The sequence below is a fragment of the Colwellia sp. 1_MG-2023 genome (genome assembly GCF_030546755.1).
GTDB lineage: Bacteria > Pseudomonadota > Gammaproteobacteria > Enterobacterales > Alteromonadaceae > Thalassotalea_H.
Map to the genome: position 1 here is coordinate 66,912 of NZ_JAUOPE010000010.1, position 20,205 is coordinate 87,116.

General features: G+C 36.8%; 20 protein-coding genes. 16 read left to right on the top strand and 4 right to left on the bottom strand.

Features of this window, described 5'->3' with window-relative positions; genetic code table 11:
* Positions 1-182: 182 nt before the first annotated feature.
* From rpoE to Q4493_RS12500, 12 genes are all read left to right on the top strand, one after another.
* Entirely contained in the window at positions 183-761 is a 579-nt protein-coding gene (rpoE, locus tag Q4493_RS12445) for an RNA polymerase sigma factor RpoE (protein WP_303453092.1), read from the top strand.
* A 27-nt stretch (positions 762-788) separates the two neighbouring features.
* Complete coding sequence (locus tag Q4493_RS12450) at positions 789-1,379, top strand: sigma-E factor negative regulatory protein (RefSeq protein WP_303453094.1); 591 nt, start codon at positions 789-791, stop codon at positions 1,377-1,379.
* Entirely contained in the window at positions 1,376-2,341 is a 966-nt protein-coding gene (locus Q4493_RS12455; protein WP_303453097.1) for a MucB/RseB C-terminal domain-containing protein, read from the top strand. The genes Q4493_RS12450 and Q4493_RS12455 overlap by 4 nt, the downstream gene beginning before the upstream one ends.
* A 2-nt stretch (positions 2,342-2,343) precedes the next feature.
* On the top strand, positions 2,344-2,805 hold the full coding sequence (locus Q4493_RS12460; RefSeq protein ID WP_303453100.1) for a SoxR reducing system RseC family protein: 462 nt from the start codon (positions 2,344-2,346) through the stop codon (positions 2,803-2,805).
* A gap of 161 nt (positions 2,806-2,966) precedes the next feature.
* Positions 2,967-4,757 (top strand): translation elongation factor 4, encoded by a 1,791-nt coding sequence (gene lepA / locus Q4493_RS12465; protein WP_303453102.1) that lies wholly within the window; start codon positions 2,967-2,969, stop codon positions 4,755-4,757.
* 10 nt (positions 4,758-4,767) lie between these two features.
* A complete protein-coding gene (gene lepB, locus Q4493_RS12470) occupies positions 4,768-5,688 on the top strand; it encodes a signal peptidase I (RefSeq protein WP_303453105.1) in 921 nt (306 codons plus the stop codon).
* Positions 5,688-6,410, top strand: coding sequence for a ribonuclease III (gene rnc / locus Q4493_RS12475; RefSeq protein WP_303453108.1), 723 nt, complete (start codon positions 5,688-5,690; stop codon positions 6,408-6,410). Before lepB ends, rnc begins: the two co-directional genes overlap by 1 nt.
* A complete protein-coding gene (gene era, locus Q4493_RS12480; RefSeq protein WP_303453111.1) occupies positions 6,407-7,315 on the top strand; it encodes a GTPase Era in 909 nt (302 codons plus the stop codon). Before rnc ends, era begins: the two co-directional genes overlap by 4 nt.
* Positions 7,316-7,346: 31 nt before the next feature.
* Positions 7,347-8,027, top strand: coding sequence for a DNA repair protein RecO (gene recO / locus Q4493_RS12485; protein WP_303453114.1), 681 nt, complete (start codon positions 7,347-7,349; stop codon positions 8,025-8,027).
* Positions 8,028-8,037: 10 nt separating this feature from the next.
* A complete protein-coding gene (gene pdxJ / locus Q4493_RS12490; RefSeq protein ID WP_303453119.1) occupies positions 8,038-8,772 on the top strand; it encodes a pyridoxine 5'-phosphate synthase in 735 nt (244 codons plus the stop codon).
* A 4-nt stretch (positions 8,773-8,776) separates the two neighbouring features.
* Entirely contained in the window at positions 8,777-9,157 is a 381-nt protein-coding gene (acpS, locus tag Q4493_RS12495) for a holo-ACP synthase (RefSeq protein ID WP_303453123.1), read from the top strand.
* Between the two features lie 113 nt (positions 9,158-9,270).
* The gene (locus Q4493_RS12500) at positions 9,271-9,516 is read left to right on the top strand and encodes a hypothetical protein (protein WP_303453126.1); all 246 of its coding nucleotides are present in this window, start codon (positions 9,271-9,273) and stop codon (positions 9,514-9,516) included.
* 187 nt (positions 9,517-9,703) lie between these two features.
* Here Q4493_RS12500 and barA read toward each other — a convergent pair whose 3' ends face one another.
* Entirely contained in the window at positions 9,704-12,589 is a 2,886-nt protein-coding gene (gene barA, locus Q4493_RS12505) for a two-component sensor histidine kinase BarA (protein ID WP_303453128.1), read from the bottom strand.
* 113 nt (positions 12,590-12,702) lie between these two features.
* Here barA and rlmD point away from each other — a divergent pair, with 113 nt between their 5' ends.
* The 4 genes from rlmD (at position 12,703) to Q4493_RS12525 (ending at position 18,462) form a co-directional block, all read left to right on the top strand.
* Positions 12,703-14,058 carry a 23S rRNA (uracil(1939)-C(5))-methyltransferase RlmD gene (gene rlmD, locus Q4493_RS12510; RefSeq protein ID WP_303453129.1) on the top strand — a complete coding sequence of 452 codons (1,356 nt, stop codon included), beginning with the start codon at positions 12,703-12,705 and terminating at the stop codon, positions 14,056-14,058.
* A gap of 41 nt (positions 14,059-14,099) precedes the next feature.
* The gene (relA, locus tag Q4493_RS12515; protein WP_303453131.1) at positions 14,100-16,295 is read left to right on the top strand and encodes a GTP diphosphokinase; all 2,196 of its coding nucleotides are present in this window, start codon (positions 14,100-14,102) and stop codon (positions 16,293-16,295) included.
* Between the two features lie 40 nt (positions 16,296-16,335).
* A complete protein-coding gene (gene mazG / locus Q4493_RS12520; RefSeq protein WP_303453133.1) occupies positions 16,336-17,154 on the top strand; it encodes a nucleoside triphosphate pyrophosphohydrolase in 819 nt (272 codons plus the stop codon).
* A 117-nt stretch (positions 17,155-17,271) separates the two neighbouring features.
* The gene (locus Q4493_RS12525; protein ID WP_303453135.1) at positions 17,272-18,462 is read left to right on the top strand and encodes an iron-containing alcohol dehydrogenase; all 1,191 of its coding nucleotides are present in this window, start codon (positions 17,272-17,274) and stop codon (positions 18,460-18,462) included.
* 85 nt (positions 18,463-18,547) lie between these two features.
* Here the strand turns inward: Q4493_RS12525 and Q4493_RS12530 are convergent, their stop codons facing one another.
* From Q4493_RS12530 to Q4493_RS12540, 3 genes are all read right to left on the bottom strand, one after another.
* On the bottom strand, positions 18,548-19,276 hold the full coding sequence (locus Q4493_RS12530) for a YebC/PmpR family DNA-binding transcriptional regulator (protein ID WP_303453137.1): 729 nt from the start codon (positions 19,274-19,276) through the stop codon (positions 18,548-18,550).
* A gap of 202 nt (positions 19,277-19,478) precedes the next feature.
* On the bottom strand, positions 19,479-19,616 hold the full coding sequence (locus Q4493_RS12535) for a hypothetical protein (protein ID WP_303453138.1): 138 nt from the start codon (positions 19,614-19,616) through the stop codon (positions 19,479-19,481).
* A 9-nt stretch (positions 19,617-19,625) separates the two neighbouring features.
* A complete protein-coding gene (locus Q4493_RS12540) occupies positions 19,626-20,138 on the bottom strand; it encodes a hypothetical protein (protein WP_303453139.1) in 513 nt (170 codons plus the stop codon).
* Positions 20,139-20,205: the final 67 nt, after the last annotated feature.

Genomic DNA, 20,205 nt, shown 5'->3' on the forward strand with positions numbered 1-20,205 from the left:
TCCTATTAGATAAATAAATTTTAACGTTTATTCGGCGCAGAGAACAGAAAAAATGGACTATATCGATTAATTTAAGTTTTTTTTAATTTATTTAGAACTTTTTCGCACAAGTCTAGTCCTACTTGATGTGTTTGCTATGAGCCAAATTGAAAAGTTAACGAGTTTTAGGAGTATTGGCTCGGATGAGCGAACAAAATGTCGACCAAGTATTGGTTGAGCGGGTACAACGCGGTGATAAAAATGCGTTTAATCTGCTAGTAACAAAATACCAACATAAGGTGGCAAATTTAGTTTCACGCTATGTTAAAAACCATAGTGATGTACCTGATATAGTACAAGAAGCATTTATTAAAGCGTATCGGGCTTTACCTAATTTTAGGGGCGATAGTGCTTTTTATACTTGGTTATACCGTATTGCGGTTAACTGCGCTAAAAACCATATGGTTGCCAGTGGCAGAAAACCACCAGGATCAGATATTGAAATTGAAGATGCAGAGATTTATGATGCTGGTGATGCGCTAAGAGAAAATGCATCACCTGAAAAATTATTATTAACCAAAGAAATTAAAAGTGTAATATTTAATACCATTGAGCAATTACCTGAAGATTTACGTACAGCGATAAATCTTCGAGAGCTTGAAGGATTAAGTTACGAAGAAATAGCAACGATTATGGAATGTCCTGTTGGTACAGTACGTTCACGAATTTTTAGAGCACGTGATGCTGTAGATAAAAAAATCAGACCATTGATTCAGCGCTAATTTTATCGGTTTTTTTAAGGTGTATATATGAGTGAAAGTAAGTTTGAGACAGTTTCATCATTAGTTGACAATTATCAAACCAATGATGATGTTTTTGACGAATTAGTTAAAGACAATCATATGTCCGAAACTTGGCAACGTTACCATATGATTGGTGATGCTATGCGCGACGAATTACCTTCTTCGTTGAATATTGACTTATCTGCCAGTATAGCTAATGCCATTGCTGAAGAGCCTACCGTTCTTGCACCAATTGCTAAACCTAGTTTTACTGAATCTGTAAAAGCTAAGGTAGTACAATTTGCTAAACCCTTTGGTCAAGTTGCTATTGCCGCATCTGCTGCAGGATTAATGGTGATAGGTGTTCAGCAAAATGTTGCAGATACTGACCCTTTAGTGCCTAATCCGGTTGTCCAAACAGTACCATTTGGAGGCATAGCTGAGCCAGTGAGCCTTAACTATCAACAAAATGATAGACTTTCGAAACAACAAGCAATGGTTGAACAACAACGACGTTTTCAAGCATTATTACAAGATCATAAACAACAACTTAAATTTACAGCATTAGCTGAAAAAGAAGAGAATGCTGAAAAAGAGGTTACCAATCCGGTTAAATGAAGTTATTAATTTGTTTTTTAATGCTGGGGAGCTTAAGCTCTTCAGCATGGTCAGCTGAGAGCGAATCTCCTGAAACAGCTGATATATGGCTGGCTCGTCTTTCCCAATCTTTACAAACATTAAATTTTAGTACATCTTTTGTCGTGGTTAAAAACAATCATGCTGAACCTTATCATTGGTTTCATGGTGTAACAGAAGAAAATATTGAACTAGAAATATTATCTTTGCTCAATGGCCCTCGAAGAGACGTTTTAAGAAAAGATAATACCATTAGTTATATTGAACCTGAGTTACCGCCTTATTCTGTACTTTCTGCAAACCTTACTGGTCCAATTCCTAATATTTTAAGCGGTGATATTCACGCGTTATCAGCTACTTATAATTTTATCTCCGTGGGTAAAAGTCGAATTTTAGGGCGTAGTGCGCAAATTATTCGCATCGTCCCTAAAGAAGCGAATAAGTATGGACATTGGCTATGGTTGGATGAAAAAACCGGACTTTTATTAAAATTAGCAATTGTTACCGGCAAAGGTCAACCGCTTGAGCAGATTCAATTTACTCATTTGGATATTACGGAAAAACCTTCTGAAAGTTTACATCAATTGCAAGAAACCGAATTGCCGAATGTTGTTGATATTCCACAAGGCTACCAACAGCAAAAATTATCATGGAAAGTCAATTGGCTACCGGCAGGCTTTGAGCAAATTAATGCTAATCGTCATAGAATCGCCGCCACCAAACAACCGGTAGAATTTACATTATTTGGTGATGGGTTAGTTGAAATTTCAGTGTATGTTACCCAAAGCCAAGAGAAACAACGTTCTGTTGATTATGTGATGGATGGTGCAACTGTTGCGCTTAGTCAGGTGGTTAATGGCATTGAAGTTAGTGTTGTAGGTAAAATACCTTCTATTACTGCCAAACAAATAGCTGATTCTGTCACTCTTTTAGTTAGGCCTTAATCATGATTGAAGAACAAGCTCTAGTGACTGCTATAACACAAGATAAAGTGACGGTTGAAAGTATCGTCAAATCAACGTGTAGTGGTTGTCAGCAACTAGAGTCTTGTGGAAGTGGTCAAATAGCAAAAGCTTTTCCTCAGAAAAAAACGACTTATACAGTAACTTCTGAACTACCTGTAAAAGTAGGGGATAGAGTTATTATTGGTTTGTCAGAAAAACTATTATTATCAGCCGCTTGGCAAGTATATATGTGGCCTTTAATAGGTTTGTTTGTCGGCAGCTTTTTAGGACAAACATTACTCGAAGTTAATTTTATAAACCATGAATTATGGGCTTTACCTCTTGCTATATTAGGAGGCTATTTCGGTTACTTTTTAGCAAGGCGACAACAATTTATTAGCGGTAATAAACAAGCGTGGTTACCAACTTTAATAGGTGTCCTACCTGCAAATAAACATGATTAAAATCATTGTTTGTCAGCTTTTATCGAATTTAAACCATTAAATTGACCTAACTTTCCTCGATTATCGTTATTAATATTCAACAAAAGATAGCCCCAAGGGGCTAAATTAGCTAAAATCTCGCCACTATTGATTTTATAAAACGTTTAACTGAATTTTCATCTATGAAACATATCCGAAATTTTTCTATTATTGCCCATATTGACCATGGTAAATCGACACTTTCTGATCGTCTGATCCAGCATTGTGGCGGGTTACAAGACCGAGAAATGGCAGCGCAAGTTCTTGATTCTATGGATATTGAGCGTGAACGTGGCATTACCATTAAAGCACAGAGTGTTACCTTAGATTATCTTGCGAAAGATGGTGAAACTTACCAGTTAAACTTTATTGACACGCCTGGCCATGTTGATTTCTCTTATGAAGTTTCTCGCTCACTAGCTTCATGTGAAGGAGCATTGCTTGTTGTTGATGCTGGTCAAGGTGTTGAAGCACAAACGGTTGCCAACTGTTACACGGCTATTGAAATGGATCTCGAAGTACTGCCTATTTTAAATAAAATTGACTTACCTCAAGCAGACCCTGATCGAGTTAGCGAAGAAATTGAAGATATTATTGGTATTGACGCGACAGGTGCGGTGCAATGTTCTGCGAAAACAGGCATTGGTATTGAAGATGTATTAGAAACTATTGTTGCAAATATTCCTCCTCCAGAAGGCGACCCATCGGCTAATCTTCAAGCTTTGATTATTGACTCATGGTTTGATAATTACCAAGGCGTTGTTTCGTTAGTTCGTGTGATGAACGGTGAGGTGAGAAAAGGCGATAAAATGGTGGTGATGTCAACAGGACAAACCCACATTATTGATAAAGTAGGTATTTTTACACCTAAACAAACAGATACTGGCGTGTTAAAAACTGGGGAAGTTGGTTTTATCATTGCGGGTATCAAAGAAATTCATGGAGCACCTGTTGGTGATACCATTACTATTGCCAAAAAAGAAGCTGCTGAACAACTACCGGGGTTTAAAAAAGTACAACCGCAAGTATATGCCGGTATTTTCCCAATCAGTTCAGATGATTATGAAAACTTTAGAGATGCGTTAAATAAATTAAGCTTAAATGATGCATCGTTAGTGTTTGAACCTGAAAACTCATCGGCACTTGGGTTTGGCTTCCGTATTGGTTTCCTTGGCATGCTTCACATGGAAATTATCCAAGAGCGTTTGGCAAGAGAATATGATCTGGATTTAATTACCACGGCACCAACGGTAAATTATGAAATTGCTTGTACCGATGGTGAAATATTATCCATTGATAACCCTGGTGATTTACCGCCTATTAATAATATTGATGAAATCCGCGAGCCAATTGTGCAAGCGAATATTTTAGTACCACAAGAACACTTAGGTAATGTTATTACTCTTTGTATTGAAAAACGAGGCGTACAAAAAGACATTATTTATCATGGAAATCAGGTTGCTGTTACTTATGAATTGCCGATGGCAGAAGTCGTTATGGACTTTTTTGATAAGTTAAAGTCAACCAGTAGAGGTTATGCTTCACTTGATTATCACTTTGTTCGTTTTGAAGCGGCGGATATGGTTCGAGTTGATGTTATGATCAACGGGGATCGGGTTGATGCGCTAGCGATGATCACACACAGAACAAACTCTGTTGCTCGTGGCCGTATGTTAGTTGAAAAGTTAAAAGAACTTATTCATCGTCAAATGTTTGATATTGCGATTCAAGCGGCCATTGGCAATAACGTTATTGCTCGTACCACGGTTAAGCAACTCCGTAAAAACGTAACCGCTAAATGTTACGGTGGTGATATTTCTCGTAAGAAGAAATTATTACAGAAACAAAAAGAAGGTAAAAAGCGTATGAAACAAGTAGGTAATGTTGAAGTACCTCAAGAAGCGTTTTTAGCCGTACTTAAATTAGATAATTAATAGGGAAATCATGGCAGTTTATTTTTCAATATTTTTAGTTATTCTTACTGCGGTTTGCGGTGTTATTTGGCTATATGATAGGTATGTTTTGTTACCGCAACGTAAAGTGAAATTAGCGACAGCACAAGAACAATGTGAAGGTGAACTTAGCGAAGAAGTGAAAGAGAAAATCTTAGCGATTCCTTTTTTAATTGACACGCCAGTGCAAATTTTTCCGGTCATAGCATTTGTCTTAATTTTGCGTTCTTTTTTATATGAACCATTTCAGATCCCTTCAGGCTCAATGATGCCGACCTTACTCGATGGTGACTTTATTCTCGTGAATAAATTTAACTATGGTTTACGAGATCCAGTAGCACGTAATAAGTTTGTCGAAGTAGGGTTGCCAGAACGCGGTGATGTGGTGGTGTTTAAATATCCGATAGATACCAAAGTAGATTATATTAAACGGGTTATTGGTTTACCTGGCGATAGAATTATTTATCGCAATAAGTCGTTATATATCAAAACCGCATGCTCTGAAACTAATACCGATTGCAATGAATTTAAGCAAGTTGTAACAACATTTGTTAGTAATGGTGATTACAGTGACGGCAATGTTGAATTGACTCGTTACACTTCAGCTATGCCAAATAAAACGCATGATATTTTAGTCAATAATCAAATATTGCCCCGTACAGCAAACTATTATCAACAATCTGGCTCGCAACGCGACGAATTTGTTGTTCCACAAGGCCAATATTTTGTGATGGGTGATAACCGAGACAATAGTTTAGATGGACGATTCTGGGGCTTTGTACCAGAAGAAAACTTAGTGGGTGAAGCCGTTTTTATATGGATGAGTTTTGATTTTGAGCGCGATGACACTAGTTTCTTACCGCGTTGGGTACCTACTGGAGTTCGTTTTGAACGCTTAGGTAGTATTCATTAATGATAAATAATAATGCCCTCGCTATTAATCAATTATCTAAAAAGCTTGGTTATCGTTTTCAAGAGCCGTCATTATTGATTCAAGCGCTAACACATCGAAGCGCCAAAGGAGATCATAATGAAAGGCTTGAATTTTTAGGAGACTCAATTCTAGGCTTTGTTATTGCTGAAAAACTTTATGATAAATTTCCGCAAGAAAATGAAGGCGATTTAACTCGAATGCGTTCAAGCTTAGTCAAAGGGGTAACCTTGGCGGAAGTAGCGCGAGGGTTTAAGTTAGGCGAGTATTTAATTTTAGGTCCTGGTGAACTCAAAAGTGGTGGCCATCGAAGAGATTCAATACTTGAAGATGCCGTAGAGGCTATTATTGGTGCTATTTATATTGATTCAGATATGGCGACCTGTAAGTCGCTTATTTTGTCATGGTTTGAACAACGACTTGACGCAATAAAACCAGGTCAAGCACAAAAAGATCCAAAAACCCGTTTACAAGAATATTTGCAAGGTCGAAAAATAGCATTACCTATTTATGAAGTGATTGATACTACAGGTCAGTCACATAACCAAGAATTTACCGTGCGTTGTACAACTTCAGAAATCGATAACGAAGTTATCACTAAGGGTACTAGCCGTCGAAAAGCAGAACAATCAGCGGCATCAAAAGTGTTAGAAATTATTTTAGCGAATAATGCTAAAGGTAAACGAACGAGTAAAAAGTCATGACACAAACTACCCATTGCGGGCTTATCGCTATAGTTGGTCGCCCTAATGTTGGTAAATCAACATTACTAAATAGTATGCTTGGTCAAAAAATTAGTATTACTTCGCGTAAACCACAAACAACTCGTCATCGTATTTTGGGGATTTTAACCGAAGATAATCACCAAGCGGTGTTAGTGGATACCCCCGGTTTACATATTGATGAAAAAAAAGCGATTAATCGCTTAATGAATCGTGCGGCAAGTAGCTCTATCGCTGAAGTGGAACAGATCCTGTTTTTAGTGGAAGGCACACATTGGACAGCTGATGATGAACTTGTTTTAAATAAAGTGAAAAATAGTGGTGCACCGTGTGTTTTAATTATCAATAAAATTGATAATGTACAAGATAAAGAATCATTGTTACCACATTTGCAAAAGCTAGGTGAAAAACATAACTTTACTGATATTGTGCCTATTTCAGCGAGTAAAGGGGATAACGTCGATAAAATTCGTGAAATTTGTTTTAAAGCCTTACCTGAAAGTGACTTTTGGTTTTCCGAAGATCACATCACAGATCGCTCAAGTCGATTTATGGCATCAGAAATTATTCGTGAAAAATTAATGCGTTTTACTGGTGATGAATTACCGTATTCGACAACGGTTGAAATAGAGCAGTTTAAAGTAGATGAAAAAGGCATTTTACATATCAATGCTTTGATCTTAGTTGAACGAAATAGTCAAAAACGCATGGTGATTGGCAATAAAGGCGAACGCCTAAAAACTATTGGCCAAGAAGCGCGCCGCGATATGGAAGAAATGTTCGAACAGCAAGTTTTCCTCGAATCTTGGGTGAAAGTTAAATCGGGCTGGGCGGATGATGAAAGAGCATTGCGCAGCTTAGGTTATGGTGATGATTATTCTGGTTAATACGCAAAGTGTTGAACTGAACATGTAAATAATGAAAGAACTCGAGCAAAATGCCTTTTTATTACATTCACGCCCATTACGCGATAATCAGGTCATCGCTGAGTTTCTTACCGAATTAAACGGAAAGGTTTCAGCGATCGTTTATGTTGGTACATCTCTTAAATCTAATAAAAAAGCCTTATTACAACCATTTACTCCTTTAATTATTGTCCTTAAAGGTAATGGCAATTTAAAAACGCTTAATCGAATAGAAGTCAGTAGTAAGTCATTTTTATTGACAAGCGAGCATTTATACAGTGGTTTTTATTTAAATGAATTACAAGTACGTTTATTAGGGGAGCATATCCCTTATGAAAATTTATATGCACTATATAAGCGCTGTTTAGTACAATTAGCTGAAAAAAATGCGATAGAGCCGGTATTAAGACGGTTTGAGAATACTTTATTGGAAGAGTTAGGTTTGACCATTGATTTTTCTGTCATCAATGATCAAGTAGAGCAATTTTATTATTTTCCTGAACAAGGTTTTATACCGGTAATTGAAAATTTAACTCAACCACGTTATAGCAGAGCGCATTTAATCGCGATAAATAATCAAGACTTTAGTGACGTTGAAGTTAGGAAAACCCATAAAGTGTTAATGCGACAAATCATTAATCATTTACTTGGTGGCAAACCGTTAAATAGTCGCCAATTGTTTAAAAAAAGATAGAGAAACATTCATGAGTGATATTTTATTAGGTGTAAATGTAGATCATATAGCGACTTTACGACAAGCCCGGGGAACGACTTACCCTGATCCTGTTCATGCTGCGTCAGTCGCTGAACATGCTGGTGCAGATGGTATTACTATCCATTTACGTGAAGATCGTCGTCATATTCAAGACAGAGATGTTTACGTAATGAAAGAAACATTACAAACACGAATGAATTTAGAAATGGCTGTTACGGATGAAATGCTCGCCATAGCTTGTGAAGTTAAACCTGTTTTTTGTTGTTTAGTTCCGGAAAAGCGTGAAGAACTTACCACTGAAGGTGGTTTAGATGTTGCTGGTCAACAAGATAAAATAAACCAAGCAGTTAAGCAGCTTGAACAAGCGGGAGTGCAAACTAGTTTATTTATTGATGCTGATAAAAAACAAATAGATGCCGCTGTTGCAAGTAAGGCGCCTTATATTGAAATTCATACTGGTCATTATGCTGATGCTATTACTGAAGCAGAACAGCAAAAAGAATTAGCGCGACTTATTGAAGGTATTGAATATGCTCATCAGCAAGGATTAAAAGTGAACGCGGGTCATGGTTTAACGTATTTTAATGTAAAACCGATAGCGGCAATTCCTGAAATCATAGAACTTAATATTGGCCATGCTATTATCGCTCGTGCCGCCATTGACGGTTTAGATAATGCTGTTAGAGATATGAAGCAATTAATGTTAGAAGCAAGAAGAGCATAACAGTATGTCTGTTGTGGGTATTGGTAACGATATCGTGCAAATTCAACGCCTTGCCGATATGGATGAGCAGGCGTTAGAGCGTTTGGCGTTAAGAATATTAACGCCAAATGAATATGATTATTACAAAACCTTAAAGTTTCACGTTCCTTATTTAGCCAAACGGTGGGCAGGAAAAGAAGCGGCAGCAAAAGCATTAGGTACAGGCATAGCTGAAGGCGTGTCGTTTCAGCATTTCGAAATAGCCTCACTAGCAAGTGGGCAACCGCAATTGATTTTAACTGAAATTGCTCTTAGTAAAGCAAAAGCACTTCAAGCAAATGCTTGGCATATCTCTTTATCGGATGAAAAAGACTATGCAACTGCGTTTGTCGTTTTATCAAAATAAATCTTCTGTTATATCAATTACTCATCAACCAGTGATGATTTTAATCTGTTAAAATTAAAATTATCGACTATACTGAGATAAATTATGCTTAAAATTTATACGGAATATGTGTTATGCAGTCACAAAAACTTCCTACCGTTGATCGACGAGGTGAGGCACCCGAACAATCTGTTTGGTGGTCGAAGCTTTCTTTAGCACAAAAATTTTCTGCGAGTAGTTTAGGAAAGTTTGGTTATGAATTAGCCTTTGTTAGAAATGAAAATGGCAAAAGTCTTGCTGTGCTGTTATGCAATGGTGGGGTGGCTGTTATTAGTGAAGACGGTGATATTAATACTTCACCTGATATTAACATTCGTTAGTTTATAGATTTTTACATCCTCGATAGTTTCTTTCTTATTCGTATTTTTATTGCCTAACTCATCTACCTAAGTTTCAAAGCTTACGATCCCAAAGACTTAACTGACCATGTAGTTTTAGTTTAATTGTTGTTCATAAATCACATGAAAAATTCAAAATTACTATGATCAACATGCATGAATAAATAGGTTATGAATAATTTTTTTCCAGTAGCTTATCAATTTCTGAAAACGCTTCTTCTGCTAAGCTCGATACTCGTTCAATATGTTCAAAGAGTTCGAAAAACTCCGGTTCTAAATCATCAATACCGCTACCACTTTTTAATTGGGTTTCAATTTGATGTACTATTTTTCCTAAATCAGGAACACCCGTATAACAACAAGCACCGTTAAGTTTATGAATATACTCTTTTAGTTTATTGATATCTTGAGCTGTTAATGCTTCAGAAATGGTTAATTTTGTTTCTGGTAAACTGTCTACTAAACCTTCTAACATATCTCTGGCTAAACGTGGTTTTTTCCCTGCTTTGTTTATTGCATCTGGCCAATTAATAACACTTGAGTTAACAAAGGTTTGCTCGCTTGTCATGTTCTCATCTATATGTTTAGATTGAGCACTGGCTACATTGTTAGGGTTTTCGTGATGTGTAGTTAACTTGGCATAGCCACTATTAATATGTTTTGATTGTGTGACTTGATTACCTAGGAGTCTAAGATCGCAGTATTCATAAATAATATGACGTAACATACTTTCATCTATAGGTTTTGTCATGTAAGAGTTAAACCCTTCATTCAGTAGTTTATCTTTTTCATCACTAAGTGCGTGTGCGGTTACTGCAATAATTGGCGTTTTGTCGTTAAAGGTCTGTGCTTTAATGTGTTTTAATGCGGAAATACCGTCCATAACCGGCATTTGAATATCCATGAAAATAAGGGCAAAACTTTCATGGACACAAAGCTCTAAAGCTTCTTGACCATTTTGGGCAGTAACAACTTCTCTTACTTGCTCTTGTAATAAGGCATTTATTAATTTGAGGTTAGCTTCGTTATCATCAACGGCTAATACTTTTATATCTAATTTATTTTCTAAAACTTCGATGAGTGAATTAGCGAAATCAAAATGCTGTGGGGTTAATGCTTTACAGATTTTTTCAGGGGTGAGTGGTTTACTTAAACAACTACTTGAACCCGCAGCCATTAATGCTTCATGTAAGTTAGGTGAATTACTATTAATAGCTAAATGAATGGATGGGATATTTTCTTTAACCGATTTAATTAATTGTTTTAATTCATTTAAAGCGGTAGGCGTTATATCGTGAGCAATTAAGGCAAAATCAAAGGTATTGCCTTTCGCTAAAGCGTGGCTAATTTCTTCTAGACTTATCACTGGATACACTTTCATATTCCAGCTTTCTAATATTTCACTGGTGGCTATTCTGCTATGAGTGTGCGGTTCAAAATAAAGTATAGATTTTTGGGAAAGTGCAACAGGGCGCAGTAACGACTCATCTGGAATTGGATTAATTTCACATTGAAAAGAAAACCAAAACGTAGAACCATTTTTTTCATCACTAATGAAGTTTATTTCGCCTTTCATTTCTTTCACTAATCGTTGAGAAATCACCAAACCTAAGCCTGTACCGCCATATAGTCGGGTTACACTTTGATCTGCTTGGCCAAATGCTTCAAAAATAGATGCTTGTTGTGACGTGTTCATACCAATACCAGTATCACTAACCGTGACCTTTAATATCGCCTTATGTTCGTCAACATGTGCTTTATCAATATCAATATTCACACAGCCATTGTCGGTAAATTTTATTGCATTACTGGCTAAGTTAATAATCACTTGTTTGATTCGCATGGCATCGCCAATTAAAGAATCGGGTATTGATGGTGCAATCCGTAACGATAATTCAATATTCTTTTTATGAGCACCAGGGGCTAATAGTGTAATAGTTTCTTCAACGGTTTCACGCATTGAAAAGGGGATTTTTTCAATAACCATTTTACCGGCATCGAGTTTGGAAAAATCAAGAATATCATTGATTATCGCTAACAAATTGGCGGCCGAGCGCTCAATGGTTTGTAAATAGTCTCGCTGGGTATCAGACAAAGGTGTTTTTAGCACTTGACGAGTAAAGCCAATCACCCCATTTAACGGTGTTCTTAATTCATGACTCATGTTCGCTAAAAATTCAGATTTTACTTTATTGGCATCTTGCGCTTTTCGTTTGGCAATATCTAACTCAACGTTTTGTATTTCAAATTGCTCAAGGCTTTCTCTTAAATCGATAGTGGCTTGGTCAATGCTTTGCTGCATTTCATCATGATAATCACCTAAAGACTCAGCCATGGCATTGACACCATTTTTAAGAAAATTTAATTCACCAATTAACTGACCCGTAACCCGACTTTCAAGCTTACCTTCTCTAATTCTATCAACCGCTTGCACCATCGAAGTGACTGGGCGAGTAAAGTTTTTAATTAATCTTGTTGAGAAAAAAGCACTAATTAACGTACCGAATATAGCAATGGCAAAGGCCATCATTATCTGGCTTTGTTGAGCCAGTTTAATGTGGTTTTTATTAATTTGCATGGCAATATAGCCGACAATTACTTGAGCTGATGAAGTATTGGTGATCACTTCATCATCACTATTTTCATCAATAATAGGAGTGCGAAAAATAATATAATCATCAGTGAATACAGAAGATGTAGTTAAAGGGATTTGTTCACCTGCATCAATACGCATCAATTCGGTATCACCATTATAAGCACTAGCAACAAGCACCTGATTATCTTTAGAAAAAATGATTATGCTTTTAATAATTGAAGATTGAGTCCTATGGGTAAACCCCACTAAGTGTCTTAATTTTTCTCTATCGGCATTAATAACGGCTTCTGTGGTTGCAATTGCTAAAGGTTCAATAATACTTCTAGAGCGATCAGTAAGGTGGGTATTTAACTCAACATAACGACTATAAGAAAAGTAACTAGCAATGCTAAAACCAATAATAGTCGTAGGTACTATTGTCAGTAAAATAACCCAGTCTTTTAGACTTAATTTATACATTTAGTGTCAGACTCTTAATGCCAAGATTTCGTAAAAAATTTTTAGTATAATTGCCGTTATAATGGCACATCAGCAAGCAAATATATAGCGCTTAACAATAGGTCTCAATTTTTGTGGCAAATTTCTTTAAAGTAACTCCGAAAACCCAAAAATTGGGTCAACAATGTACCGTAAAAATTTCTCGTTTAGACGCTAATGGATGTGGGGTCGGTCAGTATCAGCAGAAAAATATTTTTATCGATGGTACCTTGCCTTCAGAAACTGTGGTGGCAAAAGTTATTGAACAAAAAAGTAAATATTTTCGCGGTAAACTCGTTGAAATACACACGGCTGCCGAGCACCGAGAAAAACCTGGTTGTCAGCACTTTACAAGCTGCGGTGGTTGCGATTTACAGCATTTGGGCTCTGAAGGTCAATTATCATTTAAACAGCAAAAAATTACCGAATTATTTGCTCGAAATGAGGTGATTGCAGGCAAGCAATATAATAATCGACAGTTAATGGAGACAAGTGAGCTGCCATGGCAGAGACCGATAACTAATCAAACTTGGTATTATCGCCATAAAGCTCGTATTGGCGTGCAGTATAATAAAAAAGGCCAGGCAACGGTTGGTTTTAGACAAAAAGCGAGTAATCAATTAGTGGCGATAAAAACATGTCCGGTGTTAGTAGAGCCTTTTGATTCAATATTTCATTCCTTAAACGAGATACTTGCGAACTTATCAGGAAAAAATCCAATCGGGCACATTGAGATCATTGCCACGAATGTCAAAACGTTGATAATAAGACAATTAGAGAAAATGTCTGTACAAGACCGAACACTTTGGTTGGCATTTGCTCAACAACATCAGTGTCAAATTATGCTAGATGATGGCAAATCAATTTTACCGTTAACTGATTGTGAAGCCTTAAGTTATCAAATTGAAAATGACATTAATATTACCTTTTATCCTGAGAACTTTATTCAGGTAAATCATCAAGTGAATCTTGAAATGGTTGCCAGAGCGATTGAATGGTTAGCCGTTACACCGCAAGATATTATTCTTGATTTATTTTGTGGCTTAGGCAATTTTAGTTTACCGTTAGCGAAAAATGTTAAAAAAGTGGTAGGAGTCGAAGGTGTCGATGAAATGGTTGTGCAAGCCCAAAACAATGCTCAAGCTAACCAATTAACGAATTGTCAGTTTTATCAAGCGGATTTAAATAGTGATTGGCAATTATACCCTTGGACAAATGAAACATTCACCAAAGTGTTAATTGACCCGGCTCGGGCTGGTGCATATAAAGCGATAGAACAACTAGTAAAGTTAGGCATAAAACAGCTGTTATATGTGAGTTGTGATCCAGCAACGCTTGCCAAAGATAGTAAACTTTTAATCAGTCATGGCTATAAAATTGAAAAAATTTCTTTAATCGATATGTTTTCACACACAAAGCATATTGAGACTATGGTATTGTTTGTTCGTTAACTTTTTCTTTATTTCTTCATTAGTAAAACACAGGATGTCACATGGTTTCGGTTCGAAAATCTCATCAAATGACCCAAACAAGCTTTGAGCAATGGCTATTATCTCTGGAAATCAGCAAAGAGAAGTGCCAATTATTAGAAAACATCTGGTCTGAGAATCAAACACACCATGAAATAGATGAGCAATGCCAAACTAAATCCTTAGAAATGGTTGAAATTTTAGCCAGCCTTAATCTAGATAAAGACTCGTTAGCCGCTGCTTTTTTGATCCCATTAATTGAGTTTAACTATATCACTTTAGACTATGTTGAAGAGCAATATTCCAATTCTGTTTTTCTATTGTGTAAAGGTGTTGCGCAAATGGAGGCGATTAAAGCTTTACGACAAAGTCAGTCAAACAAAATATCAGTTAACCAAGTGGATAATATTCGTAAGATGTTGCTTGCGATGGTGGAAGATGTCCGTGCTGTGGTGATTAAATTAGCAGAACGATTATGTCAATTACGTCTGGTTAAAAACGCTGATGAAGAGTCCCGTGTGATTGTTGCAAAAGAAACCGCTAATATTTACGCACCATTAGCCAATAGATTAGGTATTGGTCAGTTAAAGTGGGAGCTTGAAGATATCTCGTTCCGTTACTTACACCCAAAAGTTTACAAAAAAATAGCCTCATTACTGGATGAAAAGCGTTTAGATCGTGAACAATATATGGTTGATTTTGTAAGTAATTTATCTCAACAATTAGTGGATTTAAATATTAAAGGTGAAGTATATGGTCGCCCTAAACATATTTATAGTATTTGGAAAAAAATGCAGCAAAAATCACTGGATTTTGAGCAACTATACGATGTGAGAGCGGTACGTATCGTGGTTGAAAAGCTACAAGATTGTTATGGCGCTTTAGGAATTGTTCATACTAATTGGCAGCATTTACCGAAAGAGTTTGATGATTACGTTGCCACCCCGAAACCTAATGGATATCAGTCAATTCATACGGTGGTTTTAGGTCCTGAAGGCAAGTCCGTAGAAGTGCAAATTCGAACGAAGCAAATGCACGATGATGCCGAATTAGGTGTTGCGGCACACTGGCGTTATAAAGAAGGCTCTGCTCATGGCAAAACCAGCGGTTTTGATGAAAAAGTTAGTTGGTTACGAAAAATTTTACAATGGCAAGAAGATGTCACGGAAAGTGGTGAGCTCATTGAAGAACTTCGCAGCCAAGTATTTGAAGATCGCATTTATGTTTTTACCCCTAATGGCGATGTAGTTGATTTACCTAATGGTTCAACGCCATTAGATTTTGCCTATTATATTCATTCAAATGTCGGTCATTGTTGTATTGGCGCTAAAGTATTTGGCCGTATTGTGCCATTTACTTATCGGTTAAAAACCGGTGATAAAATTGAAATTTTAACCAGTAAAACGCCTAATCCAAGTCGCGATTGGCTAAACCCTAATTTACATTATATTCATGCGCCCAGAGCTCGAGCTAAAGTTCAGCATTTTTTCAAACTGCAAGATCGTGACAAGCATATCGCGCAAGGTAAAGAAATGCTTGAGCAAGAATTAATAAAGCATGATTTAATGCAAGTTGATTTATTATCAACCAGCAAACGTTTTAATATTAAAACGGTGGATGATTTATATGTTGCCATTGGCTCTGGTCATGCAAGATTGCAGCAAGTGGTTAATCATCTACTACTCGAAAATGAAAAATCACAACCTCCTGTTGAGCTAGATCCACAAAGCTTAGTAAAACCACAATACCATCAACCTAAAAATGCCGTTGATGCGAATGGCATAACGGTTTCAGGTGTCGGAAACTTACTTACCCATATGGCAAAATGTTGTCATCCGGTACCTGGCGATGAGATCATGGGGTTTATTACTCAAGGACGCGGAATTTCAGTACATCAAGCAGATTGTGAGCAATTAGCTAATTCACTATTACAACAACCTGAACGTGAAATTGAAGTGCAATGGGGGGATAACCCGACACAACATTATCAAGTGACGGTTAAACTTGTTTGCGTTGATAGGCAAGGGTTAGTGAGAGATATTTCGACGATTATTGCTAACGAAAGAGTGAGTATTATGGGCATGGAAAGCCGCTCAGATCATAGCAAGCAAACGGTTATTATGTCGTTAACCATTGAAATCGCTAATAACGAAATGCTCACGCGTTTGATCAGCAAGTTATTACAACTTGACGATATTATTGAAGCGAAACGCTTGTAGTTTATAAACATCTTAATCAGTAAATGAGAAAGCTTTTTACATGTTAAATGATACTCCTTCTATCGAAAAACTCCGTTGGATTATGGCGCAGCTTCGTGATCCTGAAACTGGCTGTCCGTGGGACATAAAGCAAACCTTTGCCACGATCGTTCCTCATACAATCGAAGAAGCTTATGAAGTTGCAGATGCTGTTACGGAAGCCGTTGAACAGAACGACTTTAGTGAGTTAGAAAAAGAATTGGGTGACTTACTTTTTCAAGTAATTTTTTATAGCCAGTTGGGTAATGAGCAAAAAAAGTTTGATTTTGATAGTGTCGTCGCTGCTATTTGTGAAAAGCTCATTCGTCGTCATCCTCATGTTTTTGCAAATGAAGAGTTATCAACTGAGGAAGCAATTAAACAAAATTGGGAAAATGAAAAAGCGAAAGAGCGACAAAGGCGTAATCAAAATGACAATATCAGTATTTTAGCGGATATTCCTAAAAATTTACCGGCACTGTCGCAAGCGGCAAAAATTCAAAAACGTTGCTCTCATGTCGGGTTTGATTGGCATAACATTCAAGACGTTGTTGCGAAAATAGAAGAAGAAGTCATTGAAGTTAAAGAAGAGTTGGCTGGCGATCAACAAGGCTTAGCAGAAGAGTTAGGCGACTTAATGTTTGCGGTGGTTAATTTATGTCGGCACGCCAAACAAGACCCAGAAAACCTGTTAAGAAAAGCGAACCAAAAATTTACTAAACGTTTTCATGGCATAGAGCAGCAAGTTGTCGATTCAGGAAAAGCATTTGAACAACACAACCTTGAAACACTAGAGCAGTATTGGCAAAAGGTAAAACAATCAGAAAAGAGTCAACGCTAATTTTTTAATACCGTGTTTATAGTTTTAAAGAAAGGAGCTAGCCAAGGTTAGACCAGTTGACAACAACCATCTATCGTAGTTAGATGATAAAATCTGCTGTTATTTATCGAGTTTTTTGTGATCCATTCTTTCATTATTTTTATCCGTCGATATGTAAATCGACTTATTCACATTCCAATGCCAACCTTGATCAACGGTTCAGGAGAATTACGTCAGTCGGCTGAAATATTAAAGGATGCTAACAGTCGCAATACTTTTATTGTGACTGATAAGACGCTTGTTGGTGTAGGTGTCGTTAAAAAACTGACTGATTTTCTCGAAAAAGCACAATTACCTTACGTTATTTTTGATGAAGTGACGCCTGATCCAACCATTGCCGTTATTGAACAAGGGGTTCATTTATATCAACAGAACAACTGTGACAGCATGATTGTTATCGGCGGTGGCTCAGTAATGGATTGCGGTAAAGCAATCGCTGCCTCGGTAGTTAAAAATAAAAACATTCAAACGTTATCGGGATTATTTAAGGTACGAAAAAAACTTCCGCCATTTATTGCTATCCCAACTACTGCAGGTACTGGCTCTGAAGCTACCTTAGTTGCCGTGGTTACTGATCCGAGTAAGAAACAAAAATTTACTGTGATAGATCCGTGTTTGGTTCCTCATTACGCGATTTTAGATCCTTTGCTGATGGTTGGTCTGCCAGCAAAAATCACGGCTGAAACTGGTATTGATGCATTAACACATGCTGTTGAATCATATATAGGTTTACATGGTACGGCACAAACTCAATCATACAGTTTAGCGGCTATACAACGAATTTTTACTTATTTGCCACAAGCGTATCAACAAGGAGATAATTTAACTGCCCGAGCCGAAATGTCATTGGCAAGTTATTATGCTGGCGTGGCATTTACTCGTACTTCTATTGGTTATGTGCATGCGATTGCTCATCAGTTAGGTGGTTATTATCATATACCACATGGATTAGCTAACGCGGTTTTATTACCCCATGTGCTACATTTTTCATTTGACAACGCTTTTCAGCAGTACGCGAAAATCGCCTATCATTTAGGCATAGTTGAACAGCATGAAAATGAAATAGTTGCTGCAAAAGCGTTTGTTCAAGCTGTTATCTCGCTAAATACTACGTTGAATATTCAAAAAACTTTTCCTGAACTGAAAAAACAAGATATTTCACTGTTAGCTAAACGCGCTATGAAAGAAGCTTACTGTGAATACCCTGTTCCTAAGCAAATGACTACCGCAGAATGTGAACAAATCTTACTTAAACTACTAAAGGAATAAAAAAAGCACCGTAAAGGTGCTTTTAAAACTAGCGTTCATGTAACTTTTTAACCGCGTAATGTTTAGCTGAAAAAGTTAATGAGGATTATTCTTCTGGCAATTCTGCGTTGTGGTAAACGTTTTGTACATCGTCACAATCATCTAACATCGCAATGAATTTCTCAAAGTTAGCGGTATCTTCTTCGCCGGTAATTTCTGTATAGGTTTGAGGAACCCAAGTAATTTCTTCAACTTCAAGATCATATTCAGGCATGCTGTTGGCGAATTCTGTTTTGATCTTAAAAAATTCTGTATGTGGAGCGTGAACAGTAATAATACCATCTTCTAATTCAACATCAGTTACGTCGATATCAGCCATCATCAGGTTTTCTAATACCGCTTCATCATCTTCGCCTTTAAAGGCAAATACCGCTTGATGATCAAACATATGTGAAACCGTACCGGTAGAACCAATTTTAGAATTTGTTTTCGTAAAACATTGACGAACATCTTTGATCGTACGGTTACCATTGTCAGTTAAACAATCGATTATCACCATACAGTTACCAGGTCCAAAACCTTCATAACGGGCTTCAGCGTAATCTTCACCACCGGCACCCGATGCTTTTTTTATTGCATTTTCAATAACATGAGTAGGTACTTGGTCTTTTTTCGCTTTGTCTATTAAACCACGAAGCGCTAAGTTGCCGTCTGGATCTAATCCGCCATTTTTAGCACAAACATAAATTGCTTTTCCGTATTTAGAATAAACTTTAGTTTTAGCGCCAGCGGTTTTGGCCATTGATAATTTACGGTTTTGGTAAGCTCTGCCCATCTTAAAATTTTCTCATGTTCTCTAAAAATTAACTTGGCTAGATTCTAACAGTGTATGAATTGGCTTTCTAGTGCTGTAAAAGAGATAGGATGAATTAATGGCGTGCTAAATGTTGATTGTCTGAGGATTCTTCTTCTAAAGGTGTAGGGTGTAACATTGCGGTTTCATTGTTACACCCAATCACGTTTCTCATAAATATTCTCTAGTTAGCGTTTTGCTGTCGATTTGCACCTAAGGTTTTCATTTGCAGCTTTTCAATATTCCATTGCGATAAAGATAAATGACTGACTTGGTAACAAAATAGCATAATGCGTTCACATTGTTTTTTTAAGTCTTTCATGTCTTTTCCTTAATCTGCTGCGACAGTATCTAAATCAACTGATGAAGCCATGCTGGTTGATGATTTGAAGTAAGCAATGTTATCTAAAATAATTGCATTTTCAGATAAAGACTTCGCTGTTAATAAATCTTCATAAGCACTGTAGCTTTCATTGTTCAAATGTTTAGCGATACTACGGTTACTATAAGCTAATGCTTTTAATAATTTACCATGGCGACCGCGAGTAGCGTTTGCAGACATTGAATCAATCGCTTTAGTACAAGACTCTTCAGCTTTTTCAAATTTAAATGTTTTAATTTGCGCTGCACATAAGTTCATTGCATGGTTGTAGTCAATTTTTTTGTGCATCTCAATGGCTTTCATACCATCGGTATATTCACCAGCGATAATTTTATCAGCGCCTGTAGTATCTTTTACTACTGCAACTTTAAATTTTTCTACGCTGTCAAAAGCAAATGTTGCGCTGCTACACAATAGTAATAATGAGGGTAATGTTTTTGAAACGAGTGAGTTAAGTTTCATGATCTTTTCCTTTTCAAGTAAAGTTATACGTTAATTTAAGTGCCAATGTTGTTGACGGTTTTAACTT

What these genes read in the sequence shown, in the direction of transcription:
- mazG (WP_303453133.1), top strand. Translation starts at nt 16,336, where the DNA reads ATGTTAAATGATACTCCTTCTATCGAAAAACTCCGTTGGATTATGGCG.
- Q4493_RS12540 (WP_303453139.1), bottom strand. Translation starts at nt 20,138, where the DNA reads ATGAAACTTAACTCACTCGTTTCAAAAACATTACCCTCATTATTACTA.
- Q4493_RS12530 (WP_303453137.1), bottom strand. Translation starts at nt 19,276, where the DNA reads ATGGGCAGAGCTTACCAAAACCGTAAATTATCAATGGCCAAAACCGCT.
- Q4493_RS12535 (WP_303453138.1), bottom strand. Translation starts at nt 19,616, where the DNA reads ATGAAAGACTTAAAAAAACAATGTGAACGCATTATGCTATTTTGTTAC.
- rpoE (WP_303453092.1), top strand. Translation starts at nt 183, where the DNA reads ATGAGCGAACAAAATGTCGACCAAGTATTGGTTGAGCGGGTACAACGC.
- Q4493_RS12450 (WP_303453094.1), top strand. Translation starts at nt 789, where the DNA reads ATGAGTGAAAGTAAGTTTGAGACAGTTTCATCATTAGTTGACAATTAT.
- barA (WP_303453128.1), bottom strand. Translation starts at nt 12,589, where the DNA reads ATGTATAAATTAAGTCTAAAAGACTGGGTTATTTTACTGACAATAGTA.
- Q4493_RS12455 (WP_303453097.1), top strand. Translation starts at nt 1,376, where the DNA reads ATGAAGTTATTAATTTGTTTTTTAATGCTGGGGAGCTTAAGCTCTTCA.
- Q4493_RS12460 (WP_303453100.1), top strand. Translation starts at nt 2,344, where the DNA reads ATGATTGAAGAACAAGCTCTAGTGACTGCTATAACACAAGATAAAGTG.
- acpS (WP_303453123.1), top strand. Translation starts at nt 8,777, where the DNA reads ATGTCTGTTGTGGGTATTGGTAACGATATCGTGCAAATTCAACGCCTT.
- lepB (WP_303453105.1), top strand. Translation starts at nt 4,768, where the DNA reads ATGGCAGTTTATTTTTCAATATTTTTAGTTATTCTTACTGCGGTTTGC.
- era (WP_303453111.1), top strand. Translation starts at nt 6,407, where the DNA reads ATGACACAAACTACCCATTGCGGGCTTATCGCTATAGTTGGTCGCCCT.
- recO (WP_303453114.1), top strand. Translation starts at nt 7,347, where the DNA reads ATGAAAGAACTCGAGCAAAATGCCTTTTTATTACATTCACGCCCATTA.
- pdxJ (WP_303453119.1), top strand. Translation starts at nt 8,038, where the DNA reads ATGAGTGATATTTTATTAGGTGTAAATGTAGATCATATAGCGACTTTA.
- lepA (WP_303453102.1), top strand. Translation starts at nt 2,967, where the DNA reads ATGAAACATATCCGAAATTTTTCTATTATTGCCCATATTGACCATGGT.
- relA (WP_303453131.1), top strand. Translation starts at nt 14,100, where the DNA reads ATGGTTTCGGTTCGAAAATCTCATCAAATGACCCAAACAAGCTTTGAG.
- rnc (WP_303453108.1), top strand. Translation starts at nt 5,688, where the DNA reads ATGATAAATAATAATGCCCTCGCTATTAATCAATTATCTAAAAAGCTT.
- Q4493_RS12500 (WP_303453126.1), top strand. Translation starts at nt 9,271, where the DNA reads ATGCAGTCACAAAAACTTCCTACCGTTGATCGACGAGGTGAGGCACCC.